Annotated in this window: 17 protein-coding genes; 2 read left to right on the top strand and 15 right to left on the bottom strand. The window is 56.0% G+C overall.

Features of this window, described 5'->3' with window-relative positions; genetic code table 11:
- The 3 genes from DVJ77_RS20645 to DVJ77_RS20635 all read right to left on the bottom strand — a co-directional run.
- Positions 1–5,337 (bottom strand): type I polyketide synthase (locus tag DVJ77_RS20645; protein WP_114847427.1); only part of this gene is annotated, 5,337 nt, incomplete at its 3' end.
- A 296-nt stretch (positions 5,338–5,633) separates the two neighbouring features.
- Positions 5,634–9,020: an ACP S-malonyltransferase gene (gene fabD / locus DVJ77_RS20640; protein ID WP_162791630.1), complete on the bottom strand. Its 3,387-nt coding sequence runs from the start codon at positions 9,018–9,020 to the stop codon at positions 5,634–5,636.
- Between the two features lie 243 nt (positions 9,021–9,263).
- Positions 9,264–9,476 (bottom strand): MbtH family protein, encoded by a 213-nt coding sequence (locus DVJ77_RS20635; protein ID WP_114847425.1) that lies wholly within the window; start codon positions 9,474–9,476, stop codon positions 9,264–9,266.
- A gap of 1,328 nt (positions 9,477–10,804) precedes the next feature.
- Between DVJ77_RS20635 and DVJ77_RS20630 the strand changes: the two genes are divergently transcribed.
- Positions 10,805–11,335, top strand: coding sequence for a lipocalin-like domain-containing protein (locus DVJ77_RS20630; RefSeq protein WP_162791629.1), 531 nt, complete (start codon positions 10,805–10,807; stop codon positions 11,333–11,335).
- Positions 11,336–11,397: 62 nt separating this feature from the next.
- Positions 11,398–12,183, top strand: a complete 786-nt coding sequence (locus DVJ77_RS20625; RefSeq protein ID WP_114847429.1) for a class I SAM-dependent methyltransferase — start codon at positions 11,398–11,400, stop codon at positions 12,181–12,183.
- A 693-nt stretch (positions 12,184–12,876) separates the two neighbouring features.
- Here the strand turns inward: DVJ77_RS20625 and DVJ77_RS20620 are convergent.
- The 12 genes from DVJ77_RS20620 to DVJ77_RS21290 all read right to left on the bottom strand — a co-directional run bounded on the left by DVJ77_RS20620 (position 12,877) and on the right by DVJ77_RS21290 (position 22,783).
- Positions 12,877–13,635 carry a hypothetical protein gene (locus DVJ77_RS20620; RefSeq protein ID WP_114847423.1) on the bottom strand — a complete coding sequence of 253 codons (759 nt, stop codon included), beginning with the start codon at positions 13,633–13,635 and terminating at the stop codon, positions 12,877–12,879.
- A gap of 784 nt (positions 13,636–14,419) precedes the next feature.
- The gene (locus DVJ77_RS21295; RefSeq protein ID WP_162791628.1) at positions 14,420–14,722 is read right to left on the bottom strand and encodes a hypothetical protein; all 303 of its coding nucleotides are present in this window, start codon (positions 14,720–14,722) and stop codon (positions 14,420–14,422) included.
- Between the two features lie 136 nt (positions 14,723–14,858).
- Positions 14,859–15,347: a hypothetical protein gene (locus tag DVJ77_RS20615; RefSeq protein ID WP_114847422.1), complete on the bottom strand. Its 489-nt coding sequence runs from the start codon at positions 15,345–15,347 to the stop codon at positions 14,859–14,861.
- Positions 15,348–15,775: 428 nt separating this feature from the next.
- Positions 15,776–16,066 carry a hypothetical protein gene (locus tag DVJ77_RS20610; protein WP_162791627.1) on the bottom strand — a complete coding sequence of 97 codons (291 nt, stop codon included), beginning with the start codon at positions 16,064–16,066 and terminating at the stop codon, positions 15,776–15,778.
- 146 nt (positions 16,067–16,212) lie between these two features.
- Positions 16,213–16,404, bottom strand: a complete 192-nt coding sequence (locus DVJ77_RS20605; protein ID WP_114847420.1) for a DUF4926 domain-containing protein — start codon at positions 16,402–16,404, stop codon at positions 16,213–16,215.
- An 86-nt stretch (positions 16,405–16,490) separates the two neighbouring features.
- Positions 16,491–16,784: a hypothetical protein gene (locus DVJ77_RS20600; RefSeq protein WP_114847419.1), complete on the bottom strand. Its 294-nt coding sequence runs from the start codon at positions 16,782–16,784 to the stop codon at positions 16,491–16,493.
- Positions 16,785–17,040: 256 nt separating this feature from the next.
- The gene (locus DVJ77_RS20595; RefSeq protein ID WP_114847418.1) at positions 17,041–17,382 is read right to left on the bottom strand and encodes a hypothetical protein; all 342 of its coding nucleotides are present in this window, start codon (positions 17,380–17,382) and stop codon (positions 17,041–17,043) included.
- 262 nt (positions 17,383–17,644) lie between these two features.
- Positions 17,645–17,902 (bottom strand): CPCC family cysteine-rich protein, encoded by a 258-nt coding sequence (locus DVJ77_RS21740; RefSeq protein ID WP_114847428.1) that lies wholly within the window; start codon positions 17,900–17,902, stop codon positions 17,645–17,647.
- A gap of 220 nt (positions 17,903–18,122) precedes the next feature.
- Positions 18,123–18,596 (bottom strand): hypothetical protein, encoded by a 474-nt coding sequence (locus DVJ77_RS20585; RefSeq protein ID WP_114847417.1) that lies wholly within the window; start codon positions 18,594–18,596, stop codon positions 18,123–18,125.
- Positions 18,597–19,155: 559 nt separating this feature from the next.
- Positions 19,156–19,419: a hypothetical protein gene (locus DVJ77_RS20580; RefSeq protein ID WP_114847416.1), complete on the bottom strand. Its 264-nt coding sequence runs from the start codon at positions 19,417–19,419 to the stop codon at positions 19,156–19,158.
- Complete coding sequence (locus tag DVJ77_RS20575) at positions 19,413–22,565, bottom strand: LysM peptidoglycan-binding domain-containing protein (RefSeq protein ID WP_114847415.1); 3,153 nt, start codon at positions 22,563–22,565, stop codon at positions 19,413–19,415. Before DVJ77_RS20575 ends, DVJ77_RS20580 begins: the two co-directional genes overlap by 7 nt.
- Positions 22,562–22,783 (bottom strand): hypothetical protein, encoded by a 222-nt coding sequence (locus DVJ77_RS21290; protein ID WP_162791626.1) that lies wholly within the window; start codon positions 22,781–22,783, stop codon positions 22,562–22,564. Before DVJ77_RS21290 ends, DVJ77_RS20575 begins: the two co-directional genes overlap by 4 nt.
- Positions 22,784–22,801 lie beyond the last annotated feature (18 nt).

The following is a 22,801-nucleotide window of genomic DNA, read 5'->3' as shown; positions in this document are numbered from 1 at the left end:
GAGCAGCACCGCGCCCACGCCCTCACCCGGCACATAGCCTTCGCCGCCTTCGCCGAAACTCTCGCAACGCCCCTTGCCGGAAATGAACTTGCCCTGCGCCAGCATCAAGTACTTGTTCGGATGCACCGACACGTTCACGCCACCGGCGACGGCCACCGCGCAGCCGCCGCGCTGCAGGCTTTGGCAGGCCAGATGGATGGCCGTCAGCGATGACGAGCACATGGTGTCCAGCGCCATGCTGGGACCATTGAAGTTGCAGAAGTACGAAATACGGTTCGCGATAGACGCCGGGCTGTTGAACACCGCCAGGTTGTGCCCCCTGGCCTGCTCTTGCGCGCCATAGAGCTGGTATTCCTCGTACATCACGCCGACGAACACGCCGACACTGCCTTCCTGTCCTGCACCGGCATGTTGGGTGACGCTGTCCCTGGTATAGCCCGCGTCCTCCAGCGTGGCATGCACGCATTCCAGGAACAGCCGTTCCTGCGGGTCCATCAGCTCTGCTTCGCGCGGCGAGATATTGAAGAACAGCGGATCGAACAGATCGACGCCGTCGATAAAGCCGCCCCACTTGCTATAGGTCTTGCCGGCCTTGTTGCGGTCTTCGTCGTAGTAGAGCTTATAGTCCCAACGCTCGGACGGGATCTCGGTGATGCTGTCCCTGCCCTGGCTCAGATTGGCCCAGAACTGTTCGAGATTGCCCGCCTGCGGATAGCGTCCGGCCACGCCGATGATGGCGATCTCGCCGACCTCGTTGGTTGCCGTCGTTGAGTTGAAGCGGGCGACATCGCCGAGTTGCCCAATCTCGTTCTGGAAACCGCCATGGCGCGTGCCAAAACGCGGGCGACGGCTTGCCGTGGCGGTAGTGACGGATGCCGCTTCCTCGCGCGGCGATGGCGCCTCGGTAACGTCGCTCTGCGTTTCGCCCAGCACTTCACTCAAGCGGGCGCGGTGATGCTGCAGGAAATGGCCGGCTAGCGCGGCAATCGTCTGGTATTCGAACAGCAGCGTCTTGGAGAGCGAGCCGAACACTTGCTCCAAGGCTCTGGTCAAGTCCATCACCAGGATGGAGTCGATACCGTAGGCCTCCATCTGCACATGCGCATCGATGCTGTGAGCCGGCCGTTTGAGCGTACTCGACAGCAGTCGGACGAAATAGCGAATGGCTTTCTCCTGCAGCTCATCAGACGCTGCATTCGACGTCGCGCGCTCGGGCTTAGCCGCCACCGCGACGGGCTTCGCTACGGCAGATAACCCGGACTTGAAACGGCGTATCGCGCCTTCCGCCACCAGTAGCTGAGGCGAACCGCTCGACAAGGCCTGCGCCAATGCCGCACAACCGCTGGCACTGCGCAGGGGGATCAGCCCGGTCTGCTGCGTCATGCTCTCGCGCGTAGCGGCGTGAACCTGCATGCCGCCTTCTTCCCACAACGGCCAATTCACCGACAGCGTACGTCCGTGACGCAGGCCCTGGGCCACCAGGTCACTGCGGTAGTGCGCAAAGGCATCCATAAAAGCGTTCGCGGCCGCATAGTCGGCCTGCCCCACATTGCCGAGCGCACCCGAGGTGGACGAAAAACAGATAAAGCAATCGAGCGCCAGTTCCCGGCTGGCTTCATCAAGATTCAGGGTGCCGGCCACTTTGGCGTGCAGCACCGCGTGCAATTCCTCGCGGGTTTTCTTGATGATGAAGCTGTCGCGCAGGACACCCGCACTGTGAATGATGCCGTGCAGACGACCGAAGTTTTCGACAATGCCACGCACACAGTGCGTCACGGCGTCGCGGTCGCCTACGTCAAGCTGGCGGTATTGCACGGTCGCGCCCAGCGCTTCGAGTTCACCGAGTCTGGCCTGCGTTGTTTCCGTCAGCAGCGAGCGCCCGGTCAAGATCAGCGTGACGCCCTTGGCCTGACGCGCGATATCGCGAGCGAAGATCAGGCCCAAGCCACCCGCGCCACCGGTAATCAGGTAGACGCCTTGCGCCTTCCACGGTGAACTTGCCTCAGTCACGCCCGCCCGTTCGGCCCAGCCGCCCAACTGGCGTTCGCCATTGACGTAACGCACTTGCTGCGCGTCACCATCGCGGTTCTCCAGCAACACTTGTGCGACGTCTTGCGCCGCTTCAACGCTGATTACCTGCCCGACGATGCGCGGATTTTCCAACTGCGCCGTGCGCAGCATGCCGCCCAAGCCGGCCATGGTCTGGCCGATGCCCTGACTCGGCACCACGACTTGGATCAGGTGCTGCCCCGGCTGGCTGCTCAGCGACTGTATCTGTTCCAGCAACGCGATAGCCGCAGATTCATAGCACGGCGCCAGATCCTGATCGGTAGCGAAGGCCAGGCAGGTCACGCCCGGCATACCTGCCTGCACGCGATCCGCATCTAGCGCATCGACGCCACACAGCAGCACCAGATGTTGCGCATAACCTGGCGCATCGGCGGCAGTAACCGGTTGCGCTGTCCAATCAACATGCAGCAGCGCCGTCCGTACCGTCTCGTCGGATCCAGCCGATATCGACGCGCGCGCGCAAAACTCGCCGAGGCGCACACAGACCCGTCCGCTCTCGTCGCACAAGTCGATATCGAATTTTTGCAGCGTGTCGTCTGCCGCATGGCCTGCGCTACGGCGTACCACCGCCCACATGCTGTCAGTGCAGGGCGCCAGCACATCCAACGATGCCAGTGCGAAAGGCAGCATCAACGCCGCATCATCCCATCGACCCGCATCATCGGCTTGAAAAGCGATCGCCGTCTGCAGCGCCGCATCGAGCACGCTGGGATGAAGAACATAGCCTTCTTGCAGCGATTTCAGCGAGTCCGGCAGAGTTATCCGCGCCAGCGCCTGCCCTTGCCCGATAAACAGTTCGCTCAAGCCACGATGGCCTGGCCCGTAATGCAGGCCCATGCGGTCAAACGCGGCATAACACGCCTCCGCGCTCCGGTGCGATTGCGCGCATTGCTGGCGCAAGGCGGCAAGATCGTGCGTCGCCACCGCACTCGGTGGCGTCTCCACGACAGCCACGACCGAGCCCTGGCTATACACCAGGCCCTCGTCGCCATCAGCGCCATCGAAAAGCTCAAAACTGAATTCGCCGTTGCCCTCGGGAAACAGCGCAACGTGCATCTCCTTTGGCGACCCGACCACGATCGGCCGCAGCCACACGACGTTTTTCAAACGATGTTGACCGCCGGCCGCCACCGCCTGATCTGCCGCGCAGCGGGCCATTTCAAGCTGCGCCACGCCAGGCAAGGTGCGCTCGCCTTGCACGACATGATCGGCCAGAAAGAATTCGTTTCCGCTAAAGCGACTACTGAAACGCAGCCCGTCGAAGTTCGACGTATTGCGATGCACGAGCGGATGGATGGCAGCCTGCGACGCGGCCGACTCGATCGACGGCGTGGCCTCTACCCAATGTTTTTCCTTGACGAACGGATAGGTCGGCAGCGCGAGGCGGCGGCGTTTGCCCGCATCGTGCAAGACCGTCCAATCACACGCATGCCCTTCGACCCACTTCTCTGCCGCTGCCTGGAGGTTTCCGCTGGCGAGCAGGGCCGTCAACAAGTTATCGCGCTCGACCTCGTCCCCGACAAGCGCCAACACCTCGGCCGAAAGTTGTCCGCTGAAAACATCCTCAGGTTTGCCCGATTGCGCCAACCAGTTTTCAAGCCGCTCTTGCAGCGTCTCGAAGGAATCGACCACCAGCGCCAGGCGCGCGGCCATGGCCTGCCGCCCTACTTGCAACGTATAGGCCAGATCAGCCAGGCCGGAACGGCGAAGGTCGGGCGATGCCATGGCGGCAAGCAGTTGATGCACGCGTTCGCGCAGCACAGGCTCGGTCTTGGCCGACAACACAATCAGCACCGGCGCTTGCCCGGATAAAGCGCCATCCATTACGCCAATGTCTTCACCTGATACCGTACTCTCAGGCTCGATGTATTCCTCGACAATGACGTGGGAGTTCACGCCGCCAAAACCAAACGAACTGATGCCGGCGCGACGTGGGATGGCCTGTCCGTTGTCGTCCACCAGGGCCGGCCATGGCCGTGCCGAGTCGACGATAAAGAACGGGCTGCCATCGAAAGTGATGCGCGGGTTGAGCTTCTGGTAATGCACCAGCGGCGGCAAGGCTTGGTGCTTCATGCACAGAATCGTCTTGATTAAGCCGGCCAGGCCGGCGACCGATTCCAAATGGCCGATATTGGTCTTGACGCTGCCGATGCCGCAGGAATGCTCGTTCAATACCTCCCCGCGCTCGCTCGCAATGCGGGCGAACGCCATCTTCAGGCCTTCCACTTCGATGGGGTCGCCCTTGGGCGTGCCGGTGCCGTGCGCTTCGACATAGCCGACGGTATTGACCGGCACGTTTGCCTGGCGCAAGGCTTCGGCGATCACGTTCGATTGCGCCGTAGACCCCGGATAGGTCACCGTGCGCGCGCGGCCACCATGGTTTACCCCCGTGCCGCGCAGCACCGCGGCAATCCGGTCTTTATCCCGAATGGCTTTTGCCAGCGGCTTGATTAAAACCATGGCCGCGCCTTCGCCCCGCACGTAGCCGTTGGCACGTTCATCGAAGCTCTTGCAGCTACCGTCCGGCGACAACATGCCGGTCTTGGAGAATGAAATGAAATGCGTTGGGCTGCACAGCACGCTTACCCCGCCGACCAGGGCGTAATCGCATTCGCCGCGGCGGATCGCATGCGCCGCCTTGTGCAGCGCGACCAGCGAGCTTGAGCATGCGGTATCGACCGGCATGCTCAGGCCATGCAGATTCAAGAAATGCGAGATTCGGTTCGGGATGAGAGCGGTATGCGTGCCCGTGGAGACATGCCCCTCGATCGCATCGAGCACATTGACCAGATGGTCTTTGTAATCGAAATTGAAAACTCCGATATAGACGCCTGTACGGCTGCCGCTGAATGCCCTTGGGTCATAGCCCGCGTCTTCAATGCATGCCCACGCCTGCTCCAGCATGATCCGCTGCTGCGGGTCCATGACCTGTGCTTCGCGTGCCGAGATACCGAAGAAATCCGAATCGAAAAACTCTACGCCATCGACAAACCCGCCCCACTTGCTGATGGACTTATTCTTGTCCCGCACATCGGCCGAATAAAAAGCATCCTTGTCCCATCTGTTTTCCGGGACCTCGCTTATGCTCGACAAGCCGTTGCACAGATTCTCCCAGAACTGGTCGTAATTGCCGGCACCGGGAAAACGGCAAGCCATGCCGATGATGGCCATATCTCCACCGTCACCATGATCGACAATGCGATCTCCCCCCTCCTCGCCGGTCAATTGCGATGGGTTTTCCTGGGGCGGAATCTGACGAACATTCATGGCCGTGCCTATCCTGTGAGGTGTTCTTTCGAGTGCTGTTTTTTGCGAAGCCGTTTTTTTGCTGAGCCGGCTATTTAGAGCCAATCAACGTCAAACCACTACCGGAAACATGCTGGCCTGACGCCGAAGTGGTTCCGGGCAAGACGGGCTGGCGAGCCCGTATCAGGCACAAACACGGCAGCATCTCGCGCAAAAAACGCAGATTGCAGTGCCGCACATGCATGTGCCTGTTTGCGCGAGTGATGCGCGCCGCCAACGCTTTGATCGTCCTGGATCATGCGAACGGCGGCCGCCAATCAGTTCAGCCCACTCCGGTCGCTTCTTCGGCCATCAAGAAAACGGTCAAAAGACCGCGTCAAATGCTCCGCCGTTGCATCCATGATCTTGATTGCCATGCGATCGACATGCCGTTTATTCCAATGCTCCAGTTCCGTGCCTTTTACCCACTGATTGAACGAGCCCAAGGCCGGACCCGTCTGAATCTGATAATTCACGCGATCGTCGCCCTTGCCTTCCATGGCTATGCGAGTGCAATAAGCGAAGTACCAGCGAAACACCAAGGCCATCTTGTGCTTTGCATTGGCCTCCGCCTTGGCAATTTCATGCTCCAGATTTACTGACTTGAAGTAATTGGCCGTCTCTTGCCAGATCTCGTCAAAGGTCTTTTTGAAGAACGTGCTTTCCAACTGATGCCGGGTACGCGCAGGTATCTCGTCCAGGCTGTTGTAATGGCGATAGATCGAAAGCAATTTATTCGCCCGCGCGGGAAAGAAGACAGACTTCTTCATCACCTGAACCTGCGCACCGATTTCAAACATATCCCCGGCCGGCGCATATTCGGTGTCTTGAATGTCCATTTCCTGCAGCATCGACTTTCCGTCGGGACTCATGCCCGCTTCCACCGAGCATTGGTTGATCGAACCGGTCGCGATGAAATCCGCCCCAAGCAGAAAGGCGGCGGCGGCGGCTTCGGGGCCGCCGATGCCACCCGCCAAGCCCATGCAGATAGGCTCTACATAACCATGCGCCCGCTGCATCTCGTCGCGCAGCCGCAGCAAAGGCGGCAGCATCACCGCCGCGATGCCGCCATCGGTATGTCCGCCGGAGTCGGCTTCGACGCAGATATCGTGGCTGACTGGAATTTTTTGCGACAACTCCGCCTGCTGCGGTGTTATCAAGCGCTGCTCCAGCAGCTTCTCCACGATAGCGAGCGGCGGCGGACTCATAAACGCCTTTGCCACTTCCGGGCGCGATACCTTCGCTACGATGCGGTGATCGCAAACGATCTCGTTGTGTGTGTTAGTACGCAGCCCTTGCAGGCGGAACCTGACCAGGGCCGGAGTCATTTGCATAAAGGCCGCCGCCTCGATGTTTTTGATCCCGTACTTGAGATAAAGGTCGACCACCGCGGCCTCTTGAGCGGGGTATTCGTAGTTGGCCAACAGGTTCATGCCGTAGGGCTGGCCTGCATTCAACTCGCCTTGTATGCGAATGATGTTTGCTTCAATGCGTTGTACTGAAAGCCCGCCCGCGCCGAAAAAGCTCAACAAGCCCGCCTTGCCCATTTTTATGACCAATTCGGCGGACGCCACGCCGCGATACATCGCACCTGCCATATAGGCGTACTTCAGGCCAAACCGACGCTGGAACACTTCGCTGCCCAGCGCTGTCGCTTCTACTCGACGCTGCGCGCCGCGCTCCGCCACCCGGCCTGCCTCGCCAACCGCTGCGGCGGCATTCGCCTCCGCCGGCAGCGGCTGAGCACTTGGCGCATCGTCGACAATAGGTGTTTCCTTGGCTCTTATTTCGAGCACCATTTTCGTAAGTACGCTTGCTCCGATCTCTTGAAATTCAATGTCGCCTTTACCCATCACATAGCGAATCGAATCCACCCATTGCACCGGTGCCGCGATTTGCCCGGCTAGCGTCTGCGCGATGCGCGCTGGATCGTAAGGACGCGCAGTGACATTGGCGATCACCGTGACCTTGGGTGCTGCAAACGAGAAGGCCTGCAAGAATTCGGCGAACTCCGCTTGCGCCGATTGCATGTGGCGCGAGTGAAAGGCCGCACTGACATTCAACGTCACACAGCGGAAATTCTTTCGCGAAAATAATTCGACCGCAGCGGCGAGCACACCTTTCTCGCCGGCAATAACCGTTTGCGTGGGCGTATTGAAGTTGGCGATGTCGATCTGCTCAAACTCATGCTCATCGAGCAACGCCCTGACCTCTTTAGCCGACATGCCCAGTACAGCCGCCATCCCGCCGCCGCTGGCCGCACCCATCAATTCCCCGCGTTTTTTAACCAGGCGCAGCCCCGTTTCAAAAGAGAACACACCCGCCGCGAGCAAGGCGTTGTATTCACCGAGGCTGTGCCCGGCGAGGAAATCCGGCGGTGCATCCGTTTCGGTGGCGGCATGCAACTCACGCTGCCGGTAGTAATGCAGGGCATTGACCACATACAGCGCAGGCTGGGTGTATTGCGTCTGCGATAAGTGCCCTTGCGTATCGTTCAGGCACAGATCCTGCAGCGAATAACCGAGAATGTCGGACGCGCTTTTGACCAGCTCCGGGAAGAGTGGAAACAGGTCCTTGCCCATGCCCTTGAACTGGGAGCCCTGGCCGGGAAAGATCATTGCTTTCATGTTGCGTGACTCCATGATGCGCTTGCTCCGTGCCTGGTTGTCTTGACGACTCGGTGTCGCCGAGCCTGTTTCTTGATTTATTTGCCGCGTCGCCGACCGAGAAATCGCCGTCAATTCGGTCAGGCGTGCCATGTCGTCACCGAAGGGCGACATGACTTGATGCACCTGGGATGTCGAACCCACCGGCAACCCGTACTTCAGAAACGTCGCCATCGTCCCGCCGGGGCTGACATCGATATAGCGGTAGCTGCCCTGCGACTCGATCAGGCTGATGGTTTGCGCAAAGCGGATCGGGTCGCGCACCGCCGACCAGAAGTGGCCGCTGGGCAAGGAGTGCATCAGCTCGCCGGCAGCGCAGCACACGATGGGAATATCACCGGGCCGACATGCAAGCGTGCGCAGGAATGCCTGATAAGGCTGCCGTGCGGCATCAATCCAGCGCGAATGAAAAGCGAAGTTAACCGGAAGCGGTTGGAACGCGATGCCATATCGGCGAAGACAACTTTCCACCGCCGCCAGGTTCGCTTGCGGTAGCGAGATCACCGAGTGAGTGGCGAAGTTGTTCGCCCCAAGCTCACAAAGCGCGAGTAATTCAGGCGTAAGAAAACGCTCAGGCTCACCCATCACCGCGATCATGCAGCCGGGCTCGCCATGCGCTTCCAGCGCGAGCGCCTGTTCGATCACTGCGAGCAACGCGGCATCCGCATCGATACAACCAGCCACGGCAGCCGCGGCAAAGGCACCCAGGCTGGCGCCCAGCACCATATCGGGCCGCACGCCACGATCGATCAGCGATGTCGCCAGCGCATACTCCACCATGAAGATGGCGGGGTGACTGTGCAGCAGACGATCGAATGGAATGTCTCTGCCCTTGTCTTGCGCAAACAACGCAGTCAATACCGATTCGCCGCAACGCTCATGCACCACGCGATCGGCGTGTTGCATGGTGGCGCGAAAGCCGGCATCGCTCTCAAATAGCTCCCGGCCCATTTGAAAATGGTGCGAGCCCTGCCCTGAAAAGAGAAATACGGTTTTCACGTGTCGCGCACACACTTAGGGCCATAATTCCGTCTGAAAATCACGCTGACCACCCATGTAGAGGTGAATTGGCGAATGGGGAATTTATGGCGGACCGTGCAAATAGCCGCCAAAGGCGTGCGCGCAAACGAGCGCGTAGCACCTGAAAGCGCGCACAAAGGAACTGCCGACGCTCATGTGGCATGTCAATAATCCAGGATAGGATGCCGTTGTTTTATTTCATTTCGCCGCTTGCGGCCGTGGCTAGCTGGACTGCGTCCGCGCGCGCAGCGAAAGCGGACGCATATCGGTCCACACCTCGCTAATGAATTCAAGACAAGATTCTTTTGAACCTTGCTTGCCTGCCTTCGTCCATCCGTGCGGCACGGCCTTATTCACCGGCCAAATCGAATATTGCCCATCTTGGTTGACGACCACTTCGTACATCGTTTCCGACTGATTCAAGCTGGTTGACATGCATACTCCTCTGCAAAAGAAAGATGCGATCGCGCTTACAGATCGATTGACGTGCCACTACATAAAAAAGATGGCTTGTACCGTGTGTTGAATAGGGACCGGCCAACCGAAGAGATTGGGCTCAAAGAGATAGGGCCCAGAGAGATAGGGCATTTACTCATTCAGAGTGGGTCCGTCATAAAGTGTCGCTCACGATTCCAATGCGTAAGTCGCCGAACCGATGCCGAGCGACCACCATACGTACTGCAGGGCAGGCGTATGTGATCTGGTTATCAGGGCGGCATGGAATGGCCGGACAGGCCTTGTTTCGTCGAGACATCGACGTATAAGCACAGATGCTCATGACTTGGTCGCTTGAACGCGGTTAAACCAACCGCACGGCGTCGCCGCACAGCGCAGTCCGTCATCCATGCCACTCAGGAAACCCGCCAGCGGCCCGCGTTTCCGCTGCGCCGGGCGTGAAGACCCTGAAAATGCCCAAGAATTAATCCCCACCGTCCCCATGTCTCGCTCCAACCCGCGCTCCTGGCTCAACTGCACTCATCGCCTCGTCGGCAATGAGCGTATTCATTCCTTCGTATCCCCCATACGAGTCACTTCGACCGACGCCTGCATCCACCCAATGCACTTTACGTTTGTCGCCAACCTAACGTTGGTTGAAACGATTCTGCGTCGCGTGAATGACCAGTTGGTGACCCAACTTAATCATACGGCAGTGCAACCTGCGGGAACTACTGCGACGCAAATACCATTCAACAAAACGTGTTGATTGAGTGAAGGAAGCGTGAAGGCAATAGCGTGAAGATGACGTGAAACCAATAACGTGAAGAGCGCGTGAAATCGCATGAAATTACATAAACGACTGACGAAGATCCTCAAGACGAAAAGTCACCCATGACAAACATCCATCCTCCCGCCAGCAGTACATATTAAAAATGGCCACTTTGGTTCAGACGTCCAAATAAAAACGATAACCCGGCACCGGTAGGTTGGGGTGAGCAAAGCGAACCCCAACGTGGCGCAACCTTGAGGTTCGCGGCAATGCTCAATATCGCAACATTGAAGTCCACGATGGCGCCCATTACCCCAACATTGGGATCCACGATAATTCCCAATGCCGCGCGACGTTGGGGTTCGCTTTGCTCACCCCAACCTACCTGGCTTTGCCTTGATCGACCGACAGCTCATCGATGCGCTTTCCCGGTGAGTCATGTCGTTTTGTAATGACTGAAATATGCCGGCACGGATGTATCGCTCATGCGGGTGCGAGTTACGCTCAGCCGAGTCCCCCACGCTAAAGGCACCCCCTCATGTTTCGATACAAAGCGATGTCCACAATCTGTGGCTTGCTGTTCGCGTGCGGCACACCGTTTGCGCACGCCGCGACCATGCCGTCTGGCGTGACGCCCGCGACCGCAACGCATAGCCCGGTACCGGCGGCACTGATCGGCGCCTGGACCCTGGTGCGCTGTGACAATGTCTATCCCGATGGCCGGCGCGTAGAGCTGTATGGCGCGAGCCCACAAGGATCATGGCTTATCGATGCACAAGGTCATTACATGATGCAAATCGTGCGTGCCCAACGCAGCCCCTTTGCGGTCAATGACAAATCCAAAGGCACACCGGAGGAATACCGTGCGGCATCACTCGATAGCAACGCCCATTACGGTAGCGTAAGTGCGGATGGCACGACGATGCACACACATATCGATCACGCGTCGTATCCAAACTGGGACAACAAGGATGGAAGTACGCCGTATACCCTCCAGGGTGACGAGTTAACTTACACCGTCGCCAAGCCATCCAGTGGCGCCGCCGAGGGAGCACACGGCGAAGTCGTATGGCGACGCCTGCGCTGATACATCTCGCGTCACAAGCGCCTAGCACCCTCATCGACTCCACATCTCAGGCCATACAACCCATGAATAAACCTTTGCTGCTCGGTCTTCTCCTACTTGGAACGACGGCGCTGGCCCAGGCCGGTACGCAAACCCCCGTGGACGATGTGTCCGCGGCAGTCACTGACAGTGCCCGGCCGGCCGCCGACAAGGATCGCGACGTTAACCGCAAGCCAGCCGAGCTGATACGTTTTGCCGGCATCAAGCCGGGCGACAAAGTGGCCGACCTGATTCCTGGCGGTGGTTACTTCACTCGTATTTTCAGCAAACTGGTCGGGCCGCAAGGGCACGTCTATGCAGTCGTTCCCGAGAGCGTGGCCGAAGGCGCACCAAAAAAGCTCGACAGCATCAAGGCACTCGCCGCTGACCCGGTATACGGCAATATCTCGTTAATCACCCGCAGCTACGAGCAGATGAGCGCCGACGAACCACTAGACGTCGTCTGGACCTCGCAGAATTACCACGATGTCTATGGCGGGGTCAGCGTGTTTGCAGTCAAAGGGACCAGCGGTGCCGATGAAACGGCCAAGATGGACGCCGCAGTATTCAAGGCGTTGAAGCCTGGCGGCATCTATGTAGTGCTCGATCACGCCGCCAAGGCCGGCTCAAACGAGCAGGACGCCAAGACCCTGCACCGCATCGACCCGGCGATAGTCATCGCCCAGGCGAAGGCAGCGGGATTCGTACTCGAAGCCCGCAGCGACCTTCTGAGCAACCCGCAAGACGCCCACGACAAGATCGTTTTTTCGCCGGATATCCACAGCCACACCGACCAGTTCGTGCTGAAATTCCGCAAGCCGAAAAACTAAGCCTTTCGATGCACTCGTGCTATCGCCAGAAGCCGTCTGGCGATAGCACCTTTGCTTTTCGTAGGTTGGGGTGAGCAAAGCGAACCCCAACGTTGCGCAAGGTATCTTGTTGGGCATCACTTCGTTCAGCCCAACCTACCGACGGCTTTGACCGAAGACACCCTGATCGGCACTCACGAAGAATCCCTCTCCACCCTCACCGGCCCGATCACAGGCGTGCTTACCCAGGTGCGCATCCTGGCCACAAGTGAATCGTTTCGCGAACTACGCGACACCAACGAATACAAAGAGCCCGAAGAAACACCCTTCAATCCGATGACCATCGAAGGTTTGTTTATGGCCCTGCATTGTTTAGTGAACGGGCGGAATCGGTGGCCTTGGGTTTGCGGGAGAGGCAACAGAAACAAACGAGGTAAGCCGATAACGTGCAAGCCCCGCCGGTTCAGTGGCGGGGCTCGTTTGGGTGAGGTAGTCGCTCAACCATCGTAGGCTGGGGTGAGCGCAAGCGAACCCCAACGATCCGCAAGCCACGTCGCTGGGTATCGCCTCGCAAGCGTGGCTGGCGTGACACGAGAAATCCGATAAGCGTAGTCGCGCATATCTACGTCGCACGCGCGTCCACCCCATCAGCTAATGCCTCATCCAAGCATCAGATAATGACTCTGACACCTTACTTTCTTCTACAACCTGTAGCTACTCGACCTTGAAGTCAACAAAACGCCAATTGAGATTCAAATCGGTTTTTTTCATTGACTTGACGAACGCCACTCCATAGGCATCAAGATATACATATTTCTGTAGAGCACTCGCAATGCCGTTATCATTCGTGACATTACAATCATACTCCCTCGCCTCACCTTGCATTTTTGAATTCAATTTTGAAGCAGGATAGACACCCGTAGATGTGCACGACCTGCTGCCGTCGCCATCCATTGCTCTTGGAGCATTCCAGCTAGTTCTATACACAAAGTTCAGCGATGGCTTATCAAATGACCTATCAATTTGAGATATTGATTTAACCTGTCCAACAAATGGCATCTTGACGTTATTCGAGGGAATGATTTGCCAGATCAACGGATAGATACCGCGATACGTCAATTCGAATAATGTCTGAGTCTCGATTCCGTTGCTGTAATAGGTGATAACCCCTTCGACCAGGCCATTTCCGGCGTTTCTATAAACCGTATCGCTCGACCATTCCGTGGTCATACCAGTTGGATACTTGACTGTTGTCGCCTGCTTGATAATAAGCTTATTGAAAGGCAATGGCTTTTCTGCGGACTGAGCTGCCGCCTCTAGCAAGGACCTCGACAGATGAGTTGGCGCAAACGATCGCCCCAAATATTCCTCTTTGTTTTGATGCACAGACTTTGGCGTGTCAGTAGCACATCCCACCATCAACAAACAACCCAGGGTCGCCGCTAAGGCAACCCCGTTCTTATGAAAATACATAAATTCCCCTGCATCCGTTGAGAGACTATGCAAGCCTCATTTTCGCGTATCCGACCCCTGCGTAACGAATGCTACTAAGCGGTAAGACATCCCGCGAGAATCATGCCTGTCCTCTTCAAATCGGGCAAGCACCTAGCTGACTCTGTCCAATAGCCGTTTGCACACCTTGCCTCAGACTAGGTAGCGAATGAGTGGTAGCCAAGTGACATTTACCCCTAAAGAAAATGTCACTAACCCCTTTGTTGTCCCGGACCACAAAAGGTTGCAGTGGCTTGCTGCACAATAGAAGGACTTGCGCTTTCGTCTACGACAGCCCACCGTCCACCTACCCCTGCGATAGGCTCTGCTGCCGTGCTTGGAACAGTTAAACGGTAATCTTATAGCGAGGCATCCATCCATAAGCCTTACTAAAATTCTCGGTAAGTGATGCGAGCCCTCCTTTACCTGCCCAGTGACGCACTAAATCCTCCTGCTCGGCCGCGCTCCACTTATCCATCTCCGCAAGGAGAGATTGAATAGCGAGCTCCTGACCTGACAAATAAAATATGTCGCTGCTTACCGACAAATTCCACCCGAGAAAAGAGCTTAAGGATCACTGGGCATTCCTTGTAAAGCCAGAGAATGGGGTATTTAGTTTGAAAGAATAAGTGGTCAGTGACATTTATCCCTAGAGAAAATGTCACCGCCCCCCTTTTGTTGAGCGTCAGTTCAGCCCCCTTGCATTTCAACTGCAAATCCACGCCTACTGGGTAAGCGTCTACCACGCCTGGAAATCGTAAGTTGCTTAACCAAATTTCATCTTACGAAGCGGATGATTTTCAGCTAATTTTGAATAAGGCACGGCAGCTATATCTCTTGGGGGGCATGAGAGCGCTCGGCCAACCAATTCCTCGGCGGTAATCGGCGGAAGTGTTTCGACAAGAATGTCCATCGCCGCGGATGGATCCGGGCAGTTCAAACAAACCACATTAAGTTGATATGTAAGATCTTCCGAGGACAATCCTCGCCCCTTGGGATGAAGAAGAACATCGACCATCTGTATCATCTCATCTCTATTCATCTTCCTTACCGGCTTGGTCGATGTCACGGCACTTGCTCCTATTGGGGATAATGAATGTCGTAACAAGAATATGGGGTCAGTGACATTTATCCCTAGAGAAAATGTCACTGACCCCTTTATTGTTTTTGACGCTGACGCCCTTGCTTCTTTATTCACCAACACTTCAGTCACTGCGCAAAGATGCCAGAAAACCCTTTGATTGAGCCAAGTTTCCAATATTATTGCGTACCAAATAAATTAGTTGACTGCTATTAATAGAAATGAACTCTTCAAGCTCATCACTGTCCGGAACCAGCATAATCGAGCACAAACCAATCTCATCAATGAGTGTTTTTAATCCTCGCTCGAATGGGTGACTTATTTCAACATCAAAACGACCAACTCGAAGCCCATTCTCATAATCATCAAGACCCTCCCCATCAATTGACGCATATTCGCTTTCATCCCCCTGTAGATCAAAGGGAAGATGCTTTTTTATAAAGCCTAGAACGGGGTAAATTTTAAATTTAACCCCACCCATTTTCGGGAAGGAAAATTCCACATCACCCACTTCAAAAATCTCATCACCCCACGACCTTGATCCAGAAGGAATCCGCACCAAAAGATCCTCCCTCTTGGCTGATTTTAAAATAATTCCAAATTTTGCGTTCATCAGTCACATTAATACTCAAAAAGGCTTTGGATCCTGTAGAGCGCCACTGACCCTGAGTAAAGTCTAAGTAGATCTCATGGATGTGAGGATCAGGATGAACCTCGCCTTCAAGGTACGGGTGCGAAGTCCAGTCCACTCTACCCCACGGCAAATAAGGGGTCAGTGACATTTATCCCTAAAGAAAATGTCACTGACCCCTCTTGTTACGATGACCACGGAAGGTTTGTTTATGGCCCTGCACTTTTTGACGGAACGAGCGGAATCGGTGGCTGGGCATTTGCTGACTAAGCAAGAGAAACAAGAGAGGTAAGTTGGTAACGTGCGAGCCCCGCTATAAGCGGGGCCCGTTTGGGTACCTTCGCCGCGCCACGCTCTCAAGCGTCAGATGATGACTCTGACACTTTTGTTTCATAGCTAGTCGTCACGCCCTACCCATAGGCTTTGACGACGTACTCTGGCCCAAGCTCGTTCTGCAAGTCTGCCACCAGCAAGCCAGCCCTGCTGGCAAACTCACTTTTAGCCTGCTCACTAGCAAATCCAGATGCCATTGGATCGTCAAGGTTCAGCGTCGCATCGTAGTCATTAGCCCACGCGTTTAGCCGATCAATCAGCCCCTTGTGGATTGGCAAGGTCACTGGATCTATATTACCGACGACGCCTGGCGACGCTTCCCAAAGCGGATAGCAATGATAGTCAGCCATTAACTTAATTACTCTCACTTAATACCTCCCGCGGGATTGGCTCCCACGATAAACCCGTTACCACCAGTCGTGATCGCAATTCGTTGCAAATAAGGAGTCAGTGACATTTATACCTAGAGAAAATGTGACTAACACCTTTTGTTGTCGTTAGGGCTCAGCCAACATTAAATCGACTTGAGCACGAGGTCCTTCTCATTGATGACGACTTGAATACGAGTCGATCCATCCGAATTGGAAAATTCAACCTCGTAGTTGCCATCACCGTAGTCTTCAATAATGTACCCAGTGTCTCCTGCACTCAATTCAGCATGCTTTTTACCGACAAATTCCACTCGATAAAATAGCTTAAGGATCATTAGGCATTCCTTGTAAAGACCGAAATAAATGGCCAGTGACGTTTACCCCTAAAGATAATATCACTAACCCCTTAGTTACCATAGGTTTACTTTCGTTGACTTGCTTGAATCCACTGCTTGAGCCGAATCATTTCGTTCTTAACGGCCGCAGGGTCAGCCCGTCCAAAAGTAACCAGCTCTTCCGACTGGTCAAAATTCGCTAAGCGATGTTGTATCGCACTGCTGATCCAATCAGGGAGCTGGAGCCATAGGTCGTCCCGTGTTGCTTCATCAGCAAGCAAATCAATGCAAACAGAGATAACTTCTTGCTTTTGATACAGCCCGCTGTCATACGCGTCAATAAGCTCGGCAAGCCGCTGATCTTTGTAAATGCCAATCATTGCCCGTCTCTGTCACGCATTTTCCACACCAAACGATCAGCTTCATCCCACGCTGGAAATAAGGGGTCTGAAATAAGGGGTCAGTGACATTCATTCCTAAAGAAAATGTCACTGATCCCTTTATTCACAATCATGTGCAGGCTGTCATCCACCACCTCAAATCCTGAAATCTCCACTTGTGCGGGCACATGCAGAGAGGGAATTTGGACTTGCCTCTGATCCATTTCGCTCGTTTCCTTAAGACCAATTGCTCAAATCAAATGATTCGGGGAACACCGGGAATCCGATCCTCCAGGGACTCGCCCAAGAGAATCAAGTCAAACACATACTCCAGCCTCTCTGCCATCTTAAGCATTGCACCGGTTTCAGACTTGATATGAAGGGCCTCCGCGCGAAGCACCTTTGAGGTCGCATGGAGATCATTTAACAGAGCCTTGGGGACCAGCTCATACGACTTCAATAATCGCGCCGCGTCATCCGCGCGTGAGATCACATCTTCAAAAGCACGATGATCAACATAGCGCTCAGTTTGGATCGGAAGAAGAAACCTAAATAGCCTCTCCTTCAAATCTTCCCGCATAGTATTCACCTCAGTCATGGCTTCTTCACCCGGCCCATAATTGCACTTCTAGGAATAGCCTGATTCACCGTTACTTCCTGTGCATACAGAGAACGCCAGTATGTAATGTGAAAAATAAGGGGTCAGTGACTTTGTAACCCACGATCTAGGAAGTCCGCATCTTGACTCGAACCCTCTAGCGCTATAGCTCTTGATTGACGGCATCATTGGTAATTAAAGCGTTTCTATTGCTTGGAACAACAAAACGCCCGCTTAAGGCGGGCGTTTTGTTGCAGGATGACTAGGGCATTTCCTCGGGTCGGGGAGGTCGCACTTTTGCCGACAATTTGGGATCCACCGATCCAAAATTCACGAACGCGGCCCGGGCTTCATTGAGGCTCATTTCGTTAGCTCCACCCCGAAAATTGGGATCATGAAACTGAACGTCATCATCCTCCCAATAACACACCGGGCACACGAAGAAGGTACCTGGATACGTGCCATCGTCAGGTATCGTCAGGTATCCGCAGCACGGACAAACAAGCCCTTTACCCAGCATCATTTACTACTCCAGATTTGCACTTGTTGCTGCCAACAACTTGTACCAGACGACGGCCTGAACATCGTTCGCGGCTGACCGCCGCTTCGAAGAACGCCAAAATGAGGGGTCAGTGACCTCTCATTTTGGGCAGTACGGAGGTCAGCCAAGGGAGAGGCCGTACGATTGTTCGCCGCAATCCGACCAAGTGCAACTGACTCAGTATTTACATTGATTGAAACTACAACTTCGGCACTTTCCTCCGAAGCACGGTCACACCACCTTGTGCAGAAGCCTCCCACTCAACGGCATCCCATTTCGGCAGAGCAATTCGAAGAAAAATGCATGAAATCTCTTTCCTTTCAAAGAAGAGATTTATAGCCACCGACTGTAATGCCTCTTGCATTGCTTCATCTGAGGGCGCCTGAATTCCAGAATCAAATGCGTATTCCACTAACCGGGCACCCCCAGCTTCTAGATCAAAAGCCAAGAAGGGACCGATTGCGCTGCCACGGCTTGATCCGAACCTAACAACATCTGCGGAGCGGAATGAATTAACGATATCGTCCACTCCCTCGACTATCGGTGCCTGCCTATCTTTCTCTGACAGTCTCTCGCCAGAGTGAATTACGAAGGAGATGGAGCCCGCCGCCACCTTGCCGGCGAACGCGGACCACAAGTCAGGGCGCTTATCAGGATCTGTTGGGAAAAGCATCGTGACTCCCATTGTCCGTATGGTCCGCCGCACGGGATTTTCGTACCGTCAGGCGTGAAGTAGTAATTATCGATCACGTACTGCCGTTCACTCAGATAGTCCTGAATAAGCGTCTGTCGAGCACCTGCATCACCGAGCTGCCGTGCAGCTCTAATTTCACCGAGGTATTGGCTGCGTTCTGTGGCAACACGGAATTGTGGATTTTCGTAGTAGAACCTCTTCCCTGGAAACCCCAACGCCTGGTCATCTAGGAAATGACCATACTCATGCCGGATCGCAGAGATAGATGCATCCGGGTCAAACACAATGCTTCCTGGGCGCCCACCCGAAGATGTCGGGCCGTATGCAAATTCGTTTGTGCTGTATCGAACGTCCACACCAATCGTGCAAATAAGGAGTTAGTGACATTTATCCCTAAAGAAAATGTCACCGCCCCCTTAGCTGGCCGGGTTTATCCGAACAAAATATGAACTTCCAACTTGTTGATGCGGCAGATCCACATTGCTTAAAACAACAAAACGCTCGCACTTGGCGGGCGCTTTGACAAAAGCCTTTACATCTACTTTTTGAGGAAGACCTCTACACTCACCTCTCCCGTCGCACGATCGACCAGAGCACGACTTATCACGGTCGCATCCAAAGGTCGATCCGAGGGAATATAAATCTCAAACACACCCTCACTCTCTGTTTCGAACTTCCCCAACGTCCAATTAGCCTGATCTTCTTTGGACGGCTGAGGGTACTCACTTAAGGCCCTGCGCGTAGCCTCGCGCGCGATCAACTCCATCTCGTCTAGGCCAAGCAGTTTCTTCTTCATCACCATGGCACCCATCCATTCAAGCTATCGCCATTCGGCGTAAACATACCCCTTTGCCCCATCGAATTGAATACAGCGCTCTGATTGCCGCCCATTGCACGGAGAACCGCTTGATCACCTGGAGATGAGCGCAACACGCCAACATCGAAACCTGGGTGTGTATGCGAAGACCATCGCCAGCCCTGAGCAGACAACTGCTCAGCCAACTCTGGCGTAACTGGCACGCTTCCAAAATCGCCTCGGTAAATCAAACGCCGACCACCGGTAGAGAACATAGCAAATTCATCCCCGGTTGTAGCCGTCAGCGCGGCCAGATCGTTTTGCCCAAAGGACTTACCGACGATCGTGTTCGATCCGAACTCGGGCAATTGCTCAAGGACTGCCGCCTGTCGTGAATTGAGTTCGCCCAACCCCCGAGAAATAGCGGCAGGGTTTCCATTCGCCCCGTTAGCAGCAATGGTCAGCTCACTGTCTGAAACACTACTCGCCCGCGCACCATACACAGCACCCGCAACCATCGCCACATCCATCACAAGCCCGGCACCAATTGCAATCCGGGTAGCTCCTTGATCACTGACACCCAATGCGCTGGAGACGCCGTAAGCCCCTCCCATAAACGGACTACTCGTGAGCATCTGACGCTGGGCTTCTTCTCGCTGGAGCCGCTCATCAATGACCGGATCGTAGGCTCGAAGCGTGGGCAACGGCGCACCATAGCGGGCAATCTCATCCTGCATACGAGCCATGCTCAGTTCCTGCAGCGCCCGTTCGGCCTGCATATTTTCCAGTGGATCACGACTCAAAGAGCCGGCCAAGGCCACCTGACCACGCAGCTCCTTATACCTGTCGCTACCTGGAACAGTGTCCCGCAACTGCTCGTTCAGGTCGCTTAGCACCGACCCCGTGCCGTAGTTCCATAAGCCATTAGCCGCGCCGGCAGTATCATTCGACACGCTGTTAGCGGCACTACCCTGTGATACCTGCTGCGCATCACTCACAGCCGACACCTGCACCGCATCCAAATTGGTGGCCACTAAACCGTGCGTCAACATCTCTGCTCGCGCAACACTAGATTCAGCATCCTGCGTACCGCCAAGCACTTGACCCGTAGCGTATTCAGTCGCGTCACGCGCCTGACTATAAGCATCTTGATCAAACGATGGATTCATACCAGCCACTTTTATGAGAGGAACAAGATCTCGTATACGTTGCATTTGCTGAGCATCGGGGCGTAGTGCGGCCTCTTGAGGTCCCGTGCCATCGGCAGCACCCGGCTGCACGAAGTACCTTGCGAGCGGCATGTTAGAGCCGGGATCGTAAGTGACTCCGCCCGTGTCCGTGATGCTGGAGCTTGCCCAACTACCATTACCCAAGCTGGCTTGCACACCAGTGGCAAGCGAACTGTCGATACCACTCTGGGCATGCTGCCAAGCCGTATCCAGCATCGCCTGCCCATCGATGGATCCGCCACCGCCCTGTTGCAACCCGGCACCCAACCCAGCACTCAACTGCGCCACCTGTGCCTGCGCCTGCTGCACCTGTTGCTCGGCCTGCTGGTACTGATTCTGATACAGGCTGTATTGCGCGTTGTCTTGCGCCTGGGCCTGGGTCTCTTGCGCGACCTGTTGATCGTTTTGGTTGATCTGCTCGTTGTTTTGGGCGATCTGTTGATTGTCGTAGGCGGCTTGCTCTTGCTGCAGGTAGCCAAGGCCGCTGTCGAAGCCCGACCATCCTATGCCGCCACCATTGCCGCTGCCGGTATCGCCGCCACTGGCGCCCGCATCGGAGCCTGAGCCTTGATCGTTATTGTTTGAACCGCCCGAGTTACCCTGGCTGCCGCTGTCGGTACTCGATGAGTCATCGCCGACGCCCGTACCACCCGTGGCCAAGGAGTAATCGGACGGAACGGTATAGTTGCTGCCACTGTTGCTGTTGCTGTTATTGGACCTTTCAGACGAGGGTCCAAAAGAGAACAGCATGCTCCCGTCACTGGGCGCCGATACATAGCCCCTTGCTAACCCAGCCGCTTTCCACGGCTCTATCCACTGGCGTCTGCGCGCGGTGAGGGCCCGTTCCAGCGCGCTCCCGCCGAGCCGCTCGCCATCGGCCATTTCCAGAGCTATACGGGCTTTAGCTGCTTCTGCCTGCTGGGCCGCCACGGCGGCGGCCGCCTCGGCCTGATTGGCCGCCGCTTGCGCCGCTGCTGCCGCACTCCGCGCCGCGGCCGCATCCGCTTGCTCACGCGCCCACTCCTGCGACGCCTGCTCGATCTGCGCCACGGTCTGCGCCAACGCCGATTGCTGATTGAGCAGTGCGTTGATCGACAGCGCGACGATCTGTCCCGTCGTGTCGAATGCCGTACCACCGCCGCTTAACAACGCCCCCTGCGCATACGGCTGAAAGGTGTCGTAGGCATTGGTGCTGGTGGTCACCTGCGGAATGCGCAGCACCATCCCCAGGGTCAGCGTGCTGTCGAGGGACAGGCCATTGGCTTGCGCCAGGATATAGGCGTAGTTGCCGTTGCCGTAGATGGCTTGCGCGATCGATCGCAGCGTGTCGCCCGCGCTGACGGTGTAGTTCTGCGTGCCTTGATTGCTGTTGCTGTAGCCACCGGTGGTGCTGAGTACGTTGATGTTGCCGGCGGTATCGACACTGCCGAGTTGTTGCTCGTTGACCGACGCATACGTCGTGGTGACGGTGCTGCTGGTGGAGGTGCTTTGCTGCAGCATCTGGCCGCCGGCGCTGTAGGCCATGACCTGGGTCTGGCTGGTGCCGTTGACGGTACCGACGATTTTGCTCAGCTCGCCCAGGTCGTTGTAGGTGTTGACGGTGGGCTGGCCCAGGCTGCCGCCGCCGGCGATCAAGGTGGGCGTGGTGCTGGCGAGCAGCAGGCTGTTTTGCTTGATGTAGGTGTTTTGGTAGCCGATGGTGCCGCTGGTGGGGCTGCCGTTGACCACGGTCGCGGCGCTGCCGGTGGTGACGCGATAGCCGAGTGCGTTGCCTTCGGCGTCGTAGCCATAGCCGGGGCCGGCCGCACCGTAGTTTTTGTCGGTGACCAGCAACAGCGAACCAGCGGTGGCGCCGCTCGGTGCGCTGGGCGGCGCGGTGTCGGCGTAGTTGGCGGCGACGTTGTTGCCGTATTGCGTTATCAATGCTTGCGCGGATGTCTCGGCGTATTCGCTTTGATCGACCAGCCCGCCATCGGTGTTGTAACTGTAGAACGTGTCGGTAGCGACCCAGCCACCCCTGCACTCTTCTGCGTCATATAGGTCGCGACATTGCCGGCCGCGTCGTAGACGTTGGCGGCGGAGTTGGTCGCGGTGGTGATAACGACGCTACGGCCAGGTCGAGTAGCGATGCTTATCGGCAAGCGCACATTCGAGCGCAA

The sequence above is a fragment of the Dyella tabacisoli genome, assembly GCF_003350925.1.
GTDB lineage: Bacteria > Pseudomonadota > Gammaproteobacteria > Xanthomonadales > Rhodanobacteraceae > Dyella_C > Dyella_C tabacisoli.
Note: the sequence above shows the minus strand (reverse complement) of the source record. Positions and strands in the feature narration are given on the sequence as shown.

Bases quoted from the DNA above. Each gene is read 5' to 3' on its own strand.
- DVJ77_RS20635 (WP_114847425.1), bottom strand. From the start codon at position 9,476: ATGTCAACCAGCTTGAATCAGTCGGAAACGATGTACGAAGTGGTCGTC.
- DVJ77_RS20630 (WP_162791629.1), top strand. From the start codon at position 10,805: ATGTCCACAATCTGTGGCTTGCTGTTCGCGTGCGGCACACCGTTTGCG.
- DVJ77_RS20625 (WP_114847429.1), top strand. From the start codon at position 11,398: ATGAATAAACCTTTGCTGCTCGGTCTTCTCCTACTTGGAACGACGGCG.
- DVJ77_RS20620 (WP_114847423.1), bottom strand. From the start codon at position 13,635: ATGTATTTTCATAAGAACGGGGTTGCCTTAGCGGCGACCCTGGGTTGT.
- DVJ77_RS20615 (WP_114847422.1), bottom strand. From the start codon at position 15,347: ATGAACGCAAAATTTGGAATTATTTTAAAATCAGCCAAGAGGGAGGAT.
- DVJ77_RS20605 (WP_114847420.1), bottom strand. From the start codon at position 16,404: ATGATCCTTAAGCTATTTTATCGAGTGGAATTTGTCGGTAAAAAGCAT.
- DVJ77_RS20600 (WP_114847419.1), bottom strand. From the start codon at position 16,784: ATGATTGGCATTTACAAAGATCAGCGGCTTGCCGAGCTTATTGACGCG.
- DVJ77_RS20595 (WP_114847418.1), bottom strand. From the start codon at position 17,382: ATGACTGAGGTGAATACTATGCGGGAAGATTTGAAGGAGAGGCTATTT.
- DVJ77_RS21740 (WP_114847428.1), bottom strand. From the start codon at position 17,902: ATGCTGGGTAAAGGGCTTGTTTGTCCGTGCTGCGGATACCTGACGATA.
- DVJ77_RS20585 (WP_114847417.1), bottom strand. From the start codon at position 18,596: ATGCTTTTCCCAACAGATCCTGATAAGCGCCCTGACTTGTGGTCCGCG.
- DVJ77_RS20580 (WP_114847416.1), bottom strand. From the start codon at position 19,419: ATGGTGATGAAGAAGAAACTGCTTGGCCTAGACGAGATGGAGTTGATC.